This is a genomic window from bacterium, assembly GCA_037128595.1.
Taxonomy (GTDB): domain Bacteria; phylum Verrucomicrobiota; class Kiritimatiellia; order CAIKKV01; family CAITUY01; genus JAABPW01.
In genome coordinates, this window is sequence record JBAXWB010000007.1 from 1 (window position 1) to 14,421 (window position 14,421).

Consider the following 14,421-nt stretch of genomic DNA (forward strand, 5'->3'; position numbering starts at 1 on the left):
CTTACCGCGTGACCTTTTCATACAACAGGTGTTGCATTAGCTGGTTGCGCGCGGGCTTCTTGTCGTAGTGACGCACATCGGAAAACAGTACCGGCTCGCCGCTGATGAGTTTAAAGAGCTGCATCGTCAGCGCCGCATCCATGTCCGCCTCGGTGGCCGCCACAATTGGCTCGTGCGGGCCATCCCAGTCGTACGGATCGTTCAGGAACGCCTCGGCAACATCCACGGTGACAAACGTTTCCGTCAGATCGCCATGCGCCTTGGTTCCGATGAAGTCCAGTCTGCGTTCCGCAATGATCTGGCGATAGGCATAATATGAGCGGATCTGAAGTTTGAGTTTCTCGGGGGTGAGCCCTTTGCCATCGTAGGCGATGTGGCCCACATGCTTCTCCAACCAGGCCAACGCCCGGTCGACTTTCTTGGAGTCCGCCTTCTTCGCGTAACGGACGATGTCCTCCTGCTCAATGTGCTCGACATCGAGTCCGAACATCTTCTGCCACTGATCCAGATTCGAGACAGCGGTGTACATTCCCAGCGGCCGCCCGCCAAAGAGGCCGTAGGTCTGCCCTTTGAGCAGGGAGAGCGCGCCGGCCGCCCTGATGAACGACATGACCTTGGCCAGCACAGCCTTTTCCTCTATCCGGCCCCAGACACGGGTATGTGGCCGGCCGACCTGGGCCAGGGTTCCGGCCGCCGCCAGCATGCCGACCATACCCGGTTCGGAGGGATGCACATTACAGAAAAGCAGATAAGGACCCGGGGCGAAGGCGGTGGCCACCGCCGTCAGGTGCGGATAGCACCAGATCGCGTAGTTGCAGATCGTCAGATCGCACCCGGCCTGAGTCAGGCGCCGCCCCTCGGCCTGGGCCACCTGCTGGTTCCAGATGATTTCTTCACCTTGAACCACCTCCACGCCCGCCTTCTCCAAGGCGGCGGCCAGTCCCTGTTGATAGCGGCGATTCAAGGGCTCCAGGCTTTTGTGAATATAATCGCGTCCATCCGAAAATGTCAGAATACCAACCTTTATTTTTCTCATACAAGTTCCTTTCGATCGTCAAGAGTCAGGCGTCAGGCGTCAAATTAACAATACTTTTCCGGGTTCACGAGCATGGCCCCAAGCATGCGTCCCACCTCGACATTCCCATCGAAAAGTGATCGATGCTCTTCAACTGCCAGATAACCGCAATCTCTGGCAAAATCCAGCGAGGTGGCGGTTTCAGCGTTTTCTCCATCGCAGTCCGTCAACTTGCTGACGAAATGCGCTGGATAACGCCTCTTGGCCCACGCTTCACGCAAGTTCATGGAGACGGATCGCGATGAACGACGAATCTGACTGGTTAGCGCATACCGTTCCTCCAGTGGGAACCTCTTACTAGCCTGGAATATCCGCATCGCCAGCTCATACGACTTCTCATACACAGCAAGTTCCGTAACATTCCTGACAGCCATCCTTCTCCTCCTCTCAATATTCCCTGACGCCTGACTCCTGACGCCTGACTCCTGACTCCTACGCCAGCATCCCCTTCACAAACCGGCATGCCCGAGCCGCCTCCCGGTCGAGATCGAGCCCCTCGCGTAAATCGCGAAAGACCTTGATATCACGTCCGACCTCGCCACCCGGCATCAGGAACGGCTCCATAACGATTGAGCCTTTGAACTTAATGGCCTTCAGCGCTTTAAAGACCTCGGCCCAGGGGATCTTGCCGCGCCCCGGCGCACGGCGGTTGGTCTCGCCAATGTGCAGATGACCGAGATACTTACCCGCCGTTTTGATCGCCCCGGCAAAGCTGTCCTCCTCGATGTTCATGTGGAACGTGTCGAGAAGCACGGTGCAGTTGGGGCTGCCTACTTCCCTGACATACCGTACCGCTTCCTCAGCGGTGTTCAGCAGGTACTGCTCGAAGCGATTCACCACTTCCATGTGGAACGTGACGCCGCAGTCTTCGGCCGTTTTCATGACTTCGCGCATGCTCTCGATACTGCGATCCCAGTAAGGCCGCTTGTCTGTCTCTCCCTCGGGCAGACTGCCCGGCCAGTAACTGTAAACGATGCCGCCCAGTTCGCGGATACCTGTCGCCGCCAACGCCTGCGACTGCTTCTTCAGGAACGCGATGCCGCGCTGCCGGGTAGTCTTATCCGCAGAGGCGGGATCGAACGCCTTGGGAAGACCAATGCAGGAGGTCAGTTCAATCCCCTCCGCCTCAGCGGCTCCCTGCAGTCGGCGCTGTTGCGCCACGGTCATATTGGCCACCGTGCCCGAATTGACCTCCAGCACATCGAAACCCAATTTCTTCACCTTGGCCACATACGGTACAAAGTCCGCATTCCAGTTATGAGTCCAATAGGCGTAATAAATTCCAATCTTGTTCATAAGTCATACCTCTCGTTGACACAGGGCATAATCACACGCAATCCCGGAGCAAGGCCGGCCATCTTCCGTTTCAGTTCTGTTTCATCCACCGTATTGAAGGCAAACATCCCGAAATGATGCGCAACCAGAACAGGAATCTGCGCGGCACGGCATAAGGCCACGGCTTCCTCAAATGTAAAATTACCGGGCACCCCTTTGCCTCGCCCGTTCACCGGTAGGAGGGCGACATCAATCCGCTCGGCCGCCAGCCGCTCCGGCAACCCCTCATACGGCACGCAGTCGCCCGAATGATAAATCGCCCTGCCCGCCATCCGGATGATATAGCCAAGCCAATGATGTTCACCACGTGCATTCATCTGCAATTGCTCATGCGCGACGCAATCGCCAGTTCCGCCACTCCCCGCGCATTCGCCCCTTCAGCCCGGCAAACCCGGATCCCGTGTTTTCTTGCCGCATCCAGATCGATGTTGTCCACCCCGGTCCCGTTGCGACTGATCACCTTCAAATCCCGCGCCGCCTCTAGCACCCGTGCCGTCACCGGCTCGACTCCCGCCAGATAACCAACGCAGCCGGGCAGCAAGCAGATGAGTTCGTCTTCCGAGGGCGACACACCCGCCGAACAGAACTCCACGGTAAACCCTGCCCGGCTCAACGACTCCAGCGCGGGATGTTTGCCGGTTTTGGTCAGGGAACGTGGGGTCACCAGAATACGTCCGCTCATACGATGACCACTTTCCCATTCCTCAGGAACACCCGTTTCGGGAATCCCTCTTTCTCGATGTCGCCATAGTTATGCCCTGAGTCGGCCGGCCAGATGGCCAGCATCGTCAACGGCTCATTGCCTGTGTTGACCGACCGGTGCGCCCAGTAAGGCGGCACATAGACGAGGCTGCCACGTTCCATGCGTTGCGCATCGAACTTGCCTTCCTTCGTCTTCATCACCATGAAGCCGCCGCCTTGAACGCAGAGATAAATCTCCCCGGTATTCTCGCGAGTGTGATAGTGCCCCTTGGTCATGAAGTACTCTTCTCCCACGAGGCCCGGTTGGATTTTGCTGATGCAAAACAGCAGATGGCCATACTCCTCGGGCACCTGCTTCTCGTAGGTCTCGTAATGCAACGGGTCATGGCCGTCCTGAATGAGTTTTTCCAGGGCGTCCGCATCCTGGTAATAACCGCGCATGACTGAAGCCCGGCGAATGTTATGCTTGTCGGCGCCACGCATGATATTTTCGGCGAAGTCGATGGTCACGGTAAAGGGTTGCATCATTTTGCCTCCTTGGCGATTTTGGATATCTCTTCAAACACCGGTCCGCGCACCGGGATGTCCACATGGAATACCTCGGCGACAACCCGCGTCCAGCCGTGAAGAAAATAGACCCAGCCATCCTCGATCAACAGATGGCGGTGTTGCTCCTGCCGGCGCGCCTGGTCGAGGAAGATCAGATCGCCCCGGTAATTGAATTCCCAGACCAGTCCCTGTTCCGGGAATTCCGCCGCATCCGTCAGGGGTGAACCGGGGGCATCCTTCCCCAGACCGGTTGCATTCACCACCAGGGATCCTGGCTTGAGCCGCGCCATCAGGGCATCGCTCATTCCTGGGCGAGGGGTCTCATGGTATTCGACCGGGATCTGGGAATGCAGTTTCCCGTGAATTTCCCGCATCTCATGAAGCCGTGCACCACTACGATTCGCGACGATGATCTTTGAAGGTCCCTGTGGGCGATTCATCAAGTACCAGGTAATGGCGATGGCCGAACCGCCCGCACCCAGCACAAAGGCCTCCGCACCGGTCGTCTCAAAGTGCCGCGCCGGCAGGAAGGCCTCGAGAGCCAATCCGCTCGTGATCGGATCCTTTGCATGGCCAACCAGTTTGCCGTTATGCTTGGAAATCGAACTGACCTCGCCCATCAGCTGCGCATACTCGTCCAGTTCGTCGAACTGGTCACGGCAGGCCTTCAGCAAGTCAATCTTGTGAGTGGTCACCAGCGCACCAAGTGAGAGTGGATCGCGTTTGATGAACTCAACTACTTCACGGTAACGCGCCGGCTCATCGTGCAACTTGAGATCGAAACCCTTGATGACCACATCCCCCAGTTTCAAATAGTTGGCCCAGGCGGGAAAGACCTTCATAATGGACGACTTGGAGGTCGTCACGCCTATGAAATACATCGTCGGTTTGTCTGCCTTTACAAACTCCATTGATTCATCTCCTTTAATAAGTTCTGATATTTTGCCAACCGTTTTCCGTAATAGCCGGTCTTTTTCCGGTCCGGCGCCGTCATACAGCCGGTCTTGATCCATGTGGTCGCCGTCGCATGCAAATCCGTGAAAATCCCCACACCTAATCCCGCCACCAGCGCTGCTCCCAGAGGCGCGCCTTCAGGCCGCGTCATCTGCGTCACCGGGCAACCCAGCACATCCGCCTTGATCTTATTCCACACGTGACTCTTTTCGCCCCCCCCGGTAATGCGCAGTTCGCGCAGCCGGTAGTCCGGACACAGTTCCCGCAACACGTCTCTGTAAATTCCGTATTCCAGGGCAACGCCTTCGAGAATGGCCCGGTACAGGTGCCCCTTACAATGTTCCCAGGTCAGCCCCGCCCAAGCGCCCCGCAGAAGCGGTTGGCTCGGAGTCACTCGCCCTGCCAGATGTGGCACGAAGAACGGCAGATCTCCAGCCGGCACCACACGCGCCGCCTGCATGTCCAGTTCCTTAAAACCTGTTCCTCCTCCGAATTCCCGGAGAAACCATTCGAGGTTCATTCCGCCGCCATTGATGTAGGCGTAGGGATGCCACAATCCGGGAACCGCAGACCGGCCCCACCCGAGCATCTTGTGCCTCACATCCGCCCGGTACGTCGCTGTCGTTGCCGCGAACACCGACGCCGTGCCTGCCACATCCACGCAAATGCCTTCACGTGGGCGCCGCAGGCAAGAAAGCTGGCGGCGGTGTCACCGCAACCTGCGACAACGGGTGTTCCGGCCGTAAGTCCACAGGCCCGCGCCATGGCTGGTGTCAAACCCCCAGCAACCTCCTGCGGCTGGACGATGCGGGGCAATTTGGCCGGATCAATGCCGAATTGAGTGCATAGGTCAGTATTCCAAACCCGCCGCAGATTGTCGGCAAAGCCGGAAAAATGAAGATACGTGTGGTCAATAAAGGCGTGGCCGGCATCCAGCCCGCACAACCGCATCACCGCATAGCCACCTGGCTGAACAAACGCCTGGATGCGCCGGTAGGTCGAGGCGCGTTCATGCTTCCACAACAGCAGTTTCGGTCCGTGGTTAAAACTGGGCGGCCCACCGGCCTTGCGGATCACAATGTCGGCAGGTAGCCTGGCGATATAGGGCGCGCACCGTGTATCGAGCCAGGAATCATAGGGCGTCACCGCGCAACCATCCGCACCGATCCCGATCACTCCGGCCATCTGGCCGGCAATCCCGATCCCGGCCACGTTGCCTACCCGCGCTTTACGGACGCATTGCCGGATCGTGTTGCAAACAGATTCGACCTGTTGGTCGGCATTCTCTTCCACAACACCGGGCTTGGGGCGGTGCAGACGCGATGGTTGAAAGGCCATGGCCAGACATTTGCCGGTACCGGTAAAGAGCGCCGCCTTCGTACCCTGCGTGCCAATGTCCACACCGATGAGACAGACGGTTGTCATTATGCGTTCTCCCCTGTGATCACGACTTTCATACATTTTCCCGAGAACGCCACATCATAAGCCTCGTTCAGGCGGGAGAGCGGGAACGTGTGTGAAATCACCGGACGGACGTCCACGCGGCGGCCGGCAATCAACCGCATCGCCGTGCGATAGTCATTCGTGCAGCCTCCGCTGGTTCCAACCACCGAGAGATTGCGGTAATGGATCAGGTTACCATCGAGGCGGACGTGGGCGTCATCCTTGGGAAGTCCGGCAAACAAACACAGACGGCCAAAGGGCGCCAGCATGGCCAACCCTTCCTCGGCAATCGCCCGAACCGGCGCCGCCACAAGAACCACATCCACACCTGCCCCGCCGGTGATGCGCGTGACTTCGTCGGGAACGGACTGAGTGTCGGATCGGATCGGGATGATATCGGCTATCTGCCCGGCCTGCTGCAACCGAAGGGAATTGGGATCGGCGAGGATCACCTGTGCCGCACCGCTGGCAACCGCCAGCAGGACATGCAGCATCCCCATGGGACCGGCGCCATAGATGAGTACAGTGTCGCCCGGCGCCAGTCGCGCCGCCTTCTGGCCGTTCAGGCAACAGGAAAGCGGTTCGGCCAGCGCTGCTTCCGCCCAGGAAATTCCCTCCGGCAAATCCACCATGTTGCCCTGCGCCACAACGGCCGCTGGGATCCGGACGTAGGCCGCGTGTGAACCATCGGTGTTAATGCCAAAGGCCGAAAAATCGGGACACATGTTGGCCATGCCGCCGATGCAGGCGGGACAATTCCCGCACCCCCAGTTCGGGGCGATGCCCACACGTCTGCCCTGCCCCACTCCGGCCACAATCGATCCGACAAATTCATGGCCCAGAATGATCCGTTGGCCGGGATTGAGTTTGCGATGCCCGGCCCGGGCGATCTTAGTGTCCGTTCCGCAAATGGCCGTCGCTTCAACTTTCAAAAGAGACTCCCCCTCGCCAATCGTTGGCACGGGGACCTCGATGATGTCCAGTTTCCGGCCCTGTGTATAAGTGGCGGCGATCATGACAGGGTAACCAGCTTTCCGGTGCGAATGGACTCATTACCCGCATTCACCACCTGGACGGCCCGCAGACCATCAAGGCCCGTGGCGCGGGGCGGACGCCCCTCCCGAATGCACTGGACGAAATCCTCATCCTCGGCCCGGTACGCCTCCAGAAACAAGTCCGTCCAACTCCTGACCACAGGCCGGGAGAGGCCTGCCGACGTACACGAAACAACTGAGGAATCATCCAGGTGTCCCACAAATAAAATGCCTTCGGTTCCCAGGATTTCGCACCGTGCATCATACCCGTATTTCGCCCCTTGTGCCCCGCTGATCATCCCCTGCATGCCGTTGGCGAAGGAAGCCGTCAGGAGCACGTTGTCATAAAAATCAGGGAACTCACGCCGGGCCTCAGCGCAACGGTAGTTGCCCGCTATGGCGTAGAGCGTCTTGAACTCGCTCTGGGTGAACCAGCGCAACGTATCGATATCATGGCTGTTCACTTCCGCCAGGGGCCCGTTGCTCTGGCGGATATCATACATCCAGGGCTTGGGGGTGCTGGGGCCATGAGTGAGGGATTTCACCTGCACCACCCGCCCGATTTCACCGCGCTCGATCCGCTCCTTGGCCATCGCAAAACTGCGGTCAAACCGCCGCATAAACCCAATCTGCAGGTGCACCCCGGCCGCCTCCGTTGCCGAGATCATCTCCTGGCATTCGACGGCATTCATAGCCATGGGTTTCTCACAGAACACATGCTTGCCGGCGCGCGCCGCCACCACGGCAATCCGGCAATGCTCTGCGGTAGGGGTAGCAATCACCACCGCGTCAATGTTCGGATCCGCCATGGCATCCGACACGCTTGAATAACCACGCGCCACACCTAACTCGCTAGCCGCCCGCGCCAATGATTCGGCAAAGGGATCAACCAACGCAACCAGCCTAGCGCCAGACACGCCTGCCGCGAAATTGCGGGCATGAATCATACCCGCTCGACCTAACCCAATAACGGCTATTCCCAACGCTTGTTTACTACTGATCATCATGCTCCCACCATTTAACGATCATTTGCTTTCGAATGCATTCGTTTCTTTTCTTATTATTAATATTTCACAGTTTAGTCAACCATTATTATAACTATTTCTTTTATTTTTGCTTTTATTTGCTTGCGATCTACTATTTGATTTGTCATTTTCACGTGGTATTCCCTAGCTGGTAACGATATCTTGGAAACAATATGACTTCGATCAATATCCCTGATGCAATCCACGACGGACTCTTCGCCGAAGAACGAAAACTCAAAATTATGGAGGAAGTGACAGAGAAGAAGAAAGTCACGGTCACGGCCCTGTCCAAATCCTTGGGTGTATCTGGTGCCACGGTGCGCAATTATTTGCGGGATCTCGATAGCGCCGGGAGGTTGATCCGAACGCATGGCGGAGCCATTGCTAAAACCAAAACCGGCTTTGAACTGGCATCGCAGCAAAAAGAAGTTCATTTTCAGAATGAGAAGCGCCAGATTGCCCGCCGGGCGTTGAGCCTGATCGAGGATGGGGACACTATCATTCTGGACACGGGCACAACGACACTCGAGTTGGCCCGGTGTCTTCACGAGCGCAAGAACTTGACCGTGGTCACCAATGATCTCATGATTGCCCAGGTGATTGAAGAGTTCGAAACCGTGAATGTCATCTTCATGGGGGGCGTCCTCCGCAAAGGGTTCCACTGCACCCTCGGCCTGCAGGGACGGGAACTCATCACCGGCCTGACTGCCGACAAGGCCTTCATGGGAGCGAATGGCTTCAGCCTCACCAAGGGCGCAACCACCCCGGACATTAATCAGGCGGAAACCAAAAAGCGAATGGTTGCGATTGCCGGTAAGGTGGTCCTGCTTTGCGACCATACCAAACTCAACAAAGTCTCGTTCGCCCGGTTTGCCATGCCCGACCAGATCAACATCCTCGTGACCGACCGTATTGACGAGGCTGAAAAACTTCGCCTCGAAAAGGTTGGTATCGACGTCCTGGTGGCATGAGGCGCTTTCGCTGCAGGGTATGGATAAGAAGTTCTTTAGGCGACACGGGATTATCCCTTTCTTGTTATAAACGGAATCACTTTCTGTCTTCGCTTTGGCAACCTCGCCAAAGATCGGGACACGAGTCCTCATCGACAAAGAGAGTCCCTTCCTTTTCGAGAAGAATAGATGCCGGCAGCAACTCAACAGGGGCAGTCAACGCCGCAAGCTGCGTAAGAATGGGCTTTTTTAAAGCCAGCGGCACCATGGTATACACCTGCGCCGCAGAAAAGATCGCAGGAATCGTCATGGTGATCCCCTTCTCGGGAATATAGCCGAGTTCCTTGAAATTCGGATCGGCCATAAGCTGTTTTTTTGACTGAGGAACCAACTCAACGAGGCGCACCCACATTTCGTCATTGAACTGACATTGCCCCGGTTCATTCAAAGCCAGATGGCCTGACGTACCGATCCCTTGACAGACGATGTCAAGCGGCTGCGCCCTGAGAAGTGCCTCAAAACGAGCGCATTCCGCTTCCGGGTCTGGGGCATTGAACCGGACAAGATTGACCGTCTGCGGCTTGACGAGACGATAGAGCTCCCGCGTGGTTTGTGCACCGCATGTAAATTTCCCAGGCATCCGGATGTCCCAGAAATCGTCAATATTGAAACAGATGATTCTCTTCCAATCGAGTCCCGGCGCCTTCGAAAGGGCCGCGAGAAAAGTGCCCTGACTCTCCCCCGCCGCAAACACCACACGGATTTCAGCTTTTTGTGACAGGACTATCCGCATTGCATCGGCAACGGCCCCTGCAGCTTTCCGCCCCAACTCGTTCGCATCGCTGCAAACAATAACCCGCGTTTTGCCATACCTGTTCATCAATCCCACCCTATTTTTAATCAATGCCAACTTACCGTTTCCCCCATCACGCGGCCCGTTGCTGCGCCCGAGGCTGTGCGGTTCAAATGATCACAGAGCCGGAAACGAAGAATTGATAGGTGGACAATCCTGTTCCACCCCCATGTTCTTCCGGAGCAATCTCGTCAAGTTCCTCAATGGACGATCTGGATCCACGATTAAGCTCATTGATCCGAACGGCAATTTCCTTATACCGCCCGATCAATCCGTTAAGCCGGAGTTGAATGACTTCAAAACCGAAAGGCTTATTGCGTTTCATCCACTGGGAACGGAAGGACCGCAAAAGCGCATTCAGGGCTTTCACCATGGCCGGGACCATGACTTTTCGAATCGTCTCAAGGCCGTCCTTATCCCTCTCGGCATAGGCTTTCAGCAGGGCCTGGCGAAAGTCCAACTTCATCAGAATCACCTCCGCCAACACCTTACCATGCATGATGCTCGCATTATGGTTGTCCCTCGCCGGGGCTTCAAGCGATCGGAGCATCCTGCCATAATTTTCCCGGGTCAGGTCCACCCAGTGGGGATTGATGGTATTATTGTTGTTCCAGTTAATCCCTAGTAGCGGATCATCCCAAAGCAGCAAATGCCCTGAAATCTTTTTGACCCCGAAGAGGGGGTCGTCCCACTTCCGCATGTGCTTTTCGATGTGCCCGTGCTGGAGCCCACAGGGATACTGGAGGGTTGATAAGGCGACATGATTGCGATAATTGGCATGGCAGATGGCCTTGAATTTTCGAGCAACAAGTTCCTCGTTCCCGCCGCCGAAACATAGATCCGCCGCCAGGCAGAGTCCCGCAAAACTGGAATCCATTTCGCAGAAGGCGCCATCATCGCCCCAAAGGGTAAAAGAGAGGGCCTGCACCTTTTCTTCCGTGCAGGCTTCTATGCAAGGCTGAATGGTTTCCAGCGTCAACTGATGGTCGTACCATAAAGCATTCCAGGTCCAGACGCCCGACTGCACGATGGGCTCGTGCCCAAGGTCGCGGTGCCGCCGGATCCAGTCCACATAAAACCCCTTGTGATGGTGATAATAATCCCAGTACACCAAATCGACGTCCTTGGGGATTTTGGCCTTCACGTCCGGCGGGATCTTTGTATCGATGGCATAATAGTCCATGTCCCGGTTACCCATCCGGAAATACATATCCGACCAGATTCGCGGTCTGAGCCCATGCTGACGGCATATTTCCGACACCCGACCCAGATGTCGATTGAACATATCAAAGCCGCGCTCATACCCGAAACGATCCATGAAACGCCCCCGCCCCAGGTCATGCGTCTCATCCATGCCGATGGCAATGTTGCGACTTCCGAATACGCGGCTACATAACGCCACCATTTTATCAATCAGCTTATAGGTGTCGTCACAATCGACAAGCAGGACGCTTGAAGTGTCCTTGATTCCTGCGTAAGGCGCCCAGCGGAGCAACTGCTGCAAATGGCCAAGAGTCTGGATAGATCCGATCATTTCAATACCCAACGAGCCCGCATAGGCATTGATTTCCCTCAGTTCCGGTTCGGTGTAAGCCCCGCGCATATAGCCGAAATAGGGTTCACCGGGGAGTTTATAGGTATCCTCGGTATAAAGTGAGGCCTGGTTATACCCCATTAACGCCAGACGCCGCAGCCAGCGCTTGAAATGCGCCACGGTCATCACAGCGTTGCGGGAGCAGTCCAGCATGACACCCAGCGATTTGAACACCGTGGTTTCCCGTGATTCGACCCCAGCCATTAATGCGCCGAGCGCGCGGGCCGCCATGCTGACCTGGTCATATTCAATGGTGGCAACCGACTCATTGATTCGGATGGCAGAGAGGCCTTTCGTCTGAGACTTGACAAACTGAACCTGGACTCCACCCCGGCCTTTACCGACGATAATGGGGTATTCATCCGCCAGAGCCCCCAACAGGGTATGCAGTTCCGCTGGCGTTCCCTCCTTCAACCAAAAAAGTTTACCATTTTCCATGATAGTGCCCCAAACCCTTCCCGGCCATTAGCAATCTTCTACTCATACTTTCCTTGGCGCAGACGACGTGTTGTTACCGTGTACATATGGATTATTTCCATTGACGTTGTCAAGCCGCATTGTTATCGTTTAGTCCAATATTTACAAAGAATAAGATCGGGAGCCATCACATGAAAACACGGCATTTGAATGGGGCAATTCTCGCGGGACTGCTTGGATTGACCGTCACTCCGGGTTGGGCACTGGACACCAACATGGTGGCACGCGAGATGCGTTGTCAATGGAACTGGGGTGATGCGGCGGATGTGAATGAGTCGCAGCCGTGTCACGTGACGCAGCCCGAGCGGATCGGCGCGGCCGGCCAGGAGGGAGCCACCCGCTTCCGAGCCCTCATGCCGAACGTGTATCAGGTGGGCTTTGTAATGCCCGCGTTCGACTTCGATCCGCAGGACGATGGCGCGATCCGGCACCCCTTTTACCTGACGTTCCGTTTTAAGGACATCGCCTCCAAACCGATCTTTGTGTACGCCGGCAAGGGCGGCTGCGGGTTCTACGGCGCAGGGTATGTCGGCTCCATCGGCGGCGCGGCGGACGGCCAGTGGAAAGAAGAAACCGTAATCATCCGGCGTTCAATGATGCGGAATCAGGACGGCCAGAGTTTCCGGTTCGCTCTCAACAATATCAAGGCTCCTGTACCCGTCGCCTCCTGCACGTTGTGGTCAGCCGCCTCGCCGTTGCCGGGCACGGCGGCACGGGCGGCGGCCGCCCTGCAGGCCGAAACGGACCGGCGGAACGCGGTCCTGGCCCGACTGTTGCCCAGGTTCAAGAACCTGGGGCTCCCCGATCCCGGGCCTTGTGCCGACTATACGGCAGCGGAGAAGTCGCGCGGGTTCCGTGTATTCTTCCCGCCCATCAATCGCTGGCTTTTCGAGAACTCGAACCCCCGGCCGGAGGAACTGACCGACACCAAGCATGTCAGCCTCTGTCCCGGGCAGTCCCACTCGTTGCTGGTGGCGGTTCGCGGGCTGAAGGATCTGGGAGCGGTCGCGGTGAAATTCAGCGATCTGAATGGCTCGGCGCACTCCGTAACTCTAGCAAACATCCCCGTACGCTGGGCTGTCTACAGTCCCCAGCGCATCGGCGCGTCCTGGGGTGCCGACTATCAGGTATGCCTGGAACAGTTGGCGGAGGCGCCGTCCCAAGCGGTTAGCACCAGCCGCCTGGAAATGGCGTGCCTGACCTTCACCGTGCCGGCCGACGCAGCGGCAGGGAAGTATAGCGGGACCATGACCATCACCAGTCAGAAGGGCGGGACGTTTGTCGTGCCGATAGACATGACGGTTTATCCATTCAGCCTTGAGCACCCTAATCATGCCACGCACGGGCAATTCTACTATGCGGATTTGATCAATCCCTGTCCGATGGAGTTGCGCGATATGCACGATCACGGCATGGACACGCTGGTTTCCGGCATGATGCCCTACTATCCAGTTGCCGACACACTGGACTGGGGTCCGGTCGTCAAGGGATTTGAACTGCTGAAGCGTCTAGGCTACCGGTCCCCGCTGATCATAAGCACGGAGGGAATTGCGCCCCTGGCGACGCTCGATCCCAAAAAACCGGAGGGTGATCCGGCAAAACGGCGCAAGCACGCCGACGTGATCGCGAAAGAACTGCAGGTGGCCAAGGCGGCGGGTTTCGAGGACACGGCCTTCTTTCCGGTGGATGAACCGCATGCCGACCCGGTGATCGCTCAGGCGAAGTATTCCTGCACATGGATCAAGGATGTGCCCGGCGCGCGGACCTACATCACCTCCAACCCCAAGGCAGTATCCGTCCTGGGCCCGGTCCTGGACGACGTGTGCTACAACCTGACGTATCTCAACAACCAGACCGTGGCGGGCGTGGTGTCGAACAAGCAGACGCTCATGTTCTACTGTCCGGGGTTCGAGGTCGATCCCTCGGCCAACCGTTACCGGGCCGGTTATTACTTTGCCAAACTGGGGGCATACAGTTGCCAGTTCTATGCCTACGGCGAAGTGGCAGTCGATCCGTTCAACGACCTCGACGGCGATAACCGCGACTGGACCGTAGTCTATCCCTCCATGACTTCTGCCACCCACGATCCCACCCTGGAATGGGAAGCGCTGCGCGAGGGCGTGGACGACTACCGGTACGTCTACACGCTACGTTCCCGGGCACAGCGAGCCCGGGACAAGGGGCATGGCGCTGAAGCCGACAAAGCGATCAAAGTGTTGAACGAAGTCCTGTCTGTGGTCGATCTCGACGGCAACAAGGCTGGCGGTCCGGCCATGCAGATCGAGGCAGACACCAGTCTCAAGGACAGGAAACTGGACGCCAAGGAATTGACCAAAGCCACGACGGATGTGACCTCCGCCTGGTACGACCAGTCGCGCGCTAAGTTGGCGGCTGCGATCATATCGTTAGAAGCGTCCATCATGAAATAAG

15 protein-coding genes are annotated in these 14,421 nt (G+C 57.1%); 2 read left to right on the top strand and 13 right to left on the bottom strand.

Annotated elements, in window-relative coordinates; translation table 11 throughout:
• Position 1: 1 nt before the first annotated feature.
• The 11 genes from WCS52_05335 to WCS52_05385 are packed head-to-tail and all read right to left on the bottom strand — an operon-like array spanning position 2 to position 8,099.
• Positions 2–1,036, bottom strand: coding sequence for a hypothetical protein (locus WCS52_05335; GenBank protein MEI6166598.1), 1,035 nt, complete (start codon positions 1,034–1,036; stop codon positions 2–4).
• A gap of 44 nt (positions 1,037–1,080) precedes the next feature.
• Positions 1,081–1,449 carry a four helix bundle protein gene (locus WCS52_05340; protein MEI6166599.1) on the bottom strand — a complete coding sequence of 123 codons (369 nt, stop codon included), beginning with the start codon at positions 1,447–1,449 and terminating at the stop codon, positions 1,081–1,083.
• A gap of 58 nt (positions 1,450–1,507) precedes the next feature.
• Entirely contained in the window at positions 1,508–2,371 is an 864-nt protein-coding gene (locus tag WCS52_05345) for a sugar phosphate isomerase/epimerase family protein (GenBank protein MEI6166600.1), read from the bottom strand.
• Positions 2,368–2,727: an MBL fold metallo-hydrolase gene (locus WCS52_05350; protein MEI6166601.1), complete on the bottom strand. Its 360-nt coding sequence runs from the start codon at positions 2,725–2,727 to the stop codon at positions 2,368–2,370. Before WCS52_05350 ends, WCS52_05345 begins: the two co-directional genes overlap by 4 nt.
• Positions 2,724–3,092 carry a hypothetical protein gene (locus WCS52_05355; protein ID MEI6166602.1) on the bottom strand — a complete coding sequence of 123 codons (369 nt, stop codon included), beginning with the start codon at positions 3,090–3,092 and terminating at the stop codon, positions 2,724–2,726. Before WCS52_05355 ends, WCS52_05350 begins: the two co-directional genes overlap by 4 nt.
• Positions 3,089–3,640: a glucose-6-phosphate isomerase family protein gene (locus WCS52_05360; GenBank protein MEI6166603.1), complete on the bottom strand. Its 552-nt coding sequence runs from the start codon at positions 3,638–3,640 to the stop codon at positions 3,089–3,091. Before WCS52_05360 ends, WCS52_05355 begins: the two co-directional genes overlap by 4 nt.
• The gene (locus WCS52_05365) at positions 3,637–4,572 is read right to left on the bottom strand and encodes a shikimate dehydrogenase (protein ID MEI6166604.1); all 936 of its coding nucleotides are present in this window, start codon (positions 4,570–4,572) and stop codon (positions 3,637–3,639) included. The genes WCS52_05360 and WCS52_05365 overlap by 4 nt, the downstream gene beginning before the upstream one ends.
• Positions 4,560–5,276: an FGGY-family carbohydrate kinase gene (locus WCS52_05370; GenBank protein MEI6166605.1), complete on the bottom strand. Its 717-nt coding sequence runs from the start codon at positions 5,274–5,276 to the stop codon at positions 4,560–4,562. The genes WCS52_05365 and WCS52_05370 overlap by 13 nt, the downstream gene beginning before the upstream one ends.
• A complete protein-coding gene (locus WCS52_05375) occupies positions 5,213–6,040 on the bottom strand; it encodes an FGGY family carbohydrate kinase (protein ID MEI6166606.1) in 828 nt (275 codons plus the stop codon). The genes WCS52_05370 and WCS52_05375 overlap by 64 nt, the downstream gene beginning before the upstream one ends.
• Positions 6,040–7,074, bottom strand: coding sequence for an alcohol dehydrogenase catalytic domain-containing protein (locus WCS52_05380; GenBank protein ID MEI6166607.1), 1,035 nt, complete (start codon positions 7,072–7,074; stop codon positions 6,040–6,042). Before WCS52_05380 ends, WCS52_05375 begins: the two co-directional genes overlap by 1 nt.
• Positions 7,071–8,099 carry a Gfo/Idh/MocA family oxidoreductase gene (locus tag WCS52_05385; GenBank protein MEI6166608.1) on the bottom strand — a complete coding sequence of 343 codons (1,029 nt, stop codon included), beginning with the start codon at positions 8,097–8,099 and terminating at the stop codon, positions 7,071–7,073. Before WCS52_05385 ends, WCS52_05380 begins: the two co-directional genes overlap by 4 nt.
• A gap of 191 nt (positions 8,100–8,290) precedes the next feature.
• Between WCS52_05385 and WCS52_05390 the strand changes: the two genes are divergently transcribed.
• Positions 8,291–9,088, top strand: coding sequence for a DeoR/GlpR family DNA-binding transcription regulator (locus WCS52_05390; protein MEI6166609.1), 798 nt, complete (start codon positions 8,291–8,293; stop codon positions 9,086–9,088).
• A gap of 76 nt (positions 9,089–9,164) precedes the next feature.
• Here the strand turns inward: WCS52_05390 and WCS52_05395 are convergent, their stop codons facing one another.
• Complete coding sequence (locus tag WCS52_05395) at positions 9,165–9,977, bottom strand: 6-phosphogluconolactonase (protein MEI6166610.1); 813 nt, start codon at positions 9,975–9,977, stop codon at positions 9,165–9,167.
• A 52-nt stretch (positions 9,978–10,029) separates the two neighbouring features.
• Positions 10,030–11,952, bottom strand: coding sequence for a family 20 glycosylhydrolase (locus WCS52_05400; protein ID MEI6166611.1), 1,923 nt, complete (start codon positions 11,950–11,952; stop codon positions 10,030–10,032).
• Positions 11,953–12,122: 170 nt separating this feature from the next.
• Between WCS52_05400 and WCS52_05405 the strand changes: the two genes are divergently transcribed.
• The gene (locus tag WCS52_05405) at positions 12,123–14,420 is read left to right on the top strand and encodes a hypothetical protein (GenBank protein MEI6166612.1); all 2,298 of its coding nucleotides are present in this window, start codon (positions 12,123–12,125) and stop codon (positions 14,418–14,420) included.
• Position 14,421: the final 1 nt, after the last annotated feature.

Coding starts and splice junctions, on each gene's coding strand:
- WCS52_05335 (MEI6166598.1), bottom strand. CDS start 1,036: ATGAGAAAAATAAAGGTTGGTATTCTGACATTTTCGGATGGACGCGAT.
- WCS52_05340 (MEI6166599.1), bottom strand. CDS start 1,449: ATGGCTGTCAGGAATGTTACGGAACTTGCTGTGTATGAGAAGTCGTAT.
- WCS52_05345 (MEI6166600.1), bottom strand. CDS start 2,371: ATGAACAAGATTGGAATTTATTACGCCTATTGGACTCATAACTGGAAT.
- WCS52_05350 (MEI6166601.1), bottom strand. CDS start 2,727: ATGAATGCACGTGGTGAACATCATTGGCTTGGCTATATCATCCGGATG.
- WCS52_05355 (MEI6166602.1), bottom strand. CDS start 3,092: ATGAGCGGACGTATTCTGGTGACCCCACGTTCCCTGACCAAAACCGGC.
- WCS52_05360 (MEI6166603.1), bottom strand. CDS start 3,640: ATGATGCAACCCTTTACCGTGACCATCGACTTCGCCGAAAATATCATG.
- WCS52_05365 (MEI6166604.1), bottom strand. CDS start 4,572: ATGGAGTTTGTAAAGGCAGACAAACCGACGATGTATTTCATAGGCGTG.
- WCS52_05375 (MEI6166606.1), bottom strand. CDS start 6,040: ATGACAACCGTCTGTCTCATCGGTGTGGACATTGGCACGCAGGGTACG.
- WCS52_05380 (MEI6166607.1), bottom strand. CDS start 7,074: ATGATCGCCGCCACTTATACACAGGGCCGGAAACTGGACATCATCGAG.
- WCS52_05385 (MEI6166608.1), bottom strand. CDS start 8,099: ATGATGATCAGTAGTAAACAAGCGTTGGGAATAGCCGTTATTGGGTTA.
- WCS52_05390 (MEI6166609.1), top strand. CDS start 8,291: ATGACTTCGATCAATATCCCTGATGCAATCCACGACGGACTCTTCGCC.
- WCS52_05400 (MEI6166611.1), bottom strand. CDS start 11,952: ATGGAAAATGGTAAACTTTTTTGGTTGAAGGAGGGAACGCCAGCGGAA.
- WCS52_05405 (MEI6166612.1), top strand. CDS start 12,123: ATGAAAACACGGCATTTGAATGGGGCAATTCTCGCGGGACTGCTTGGA.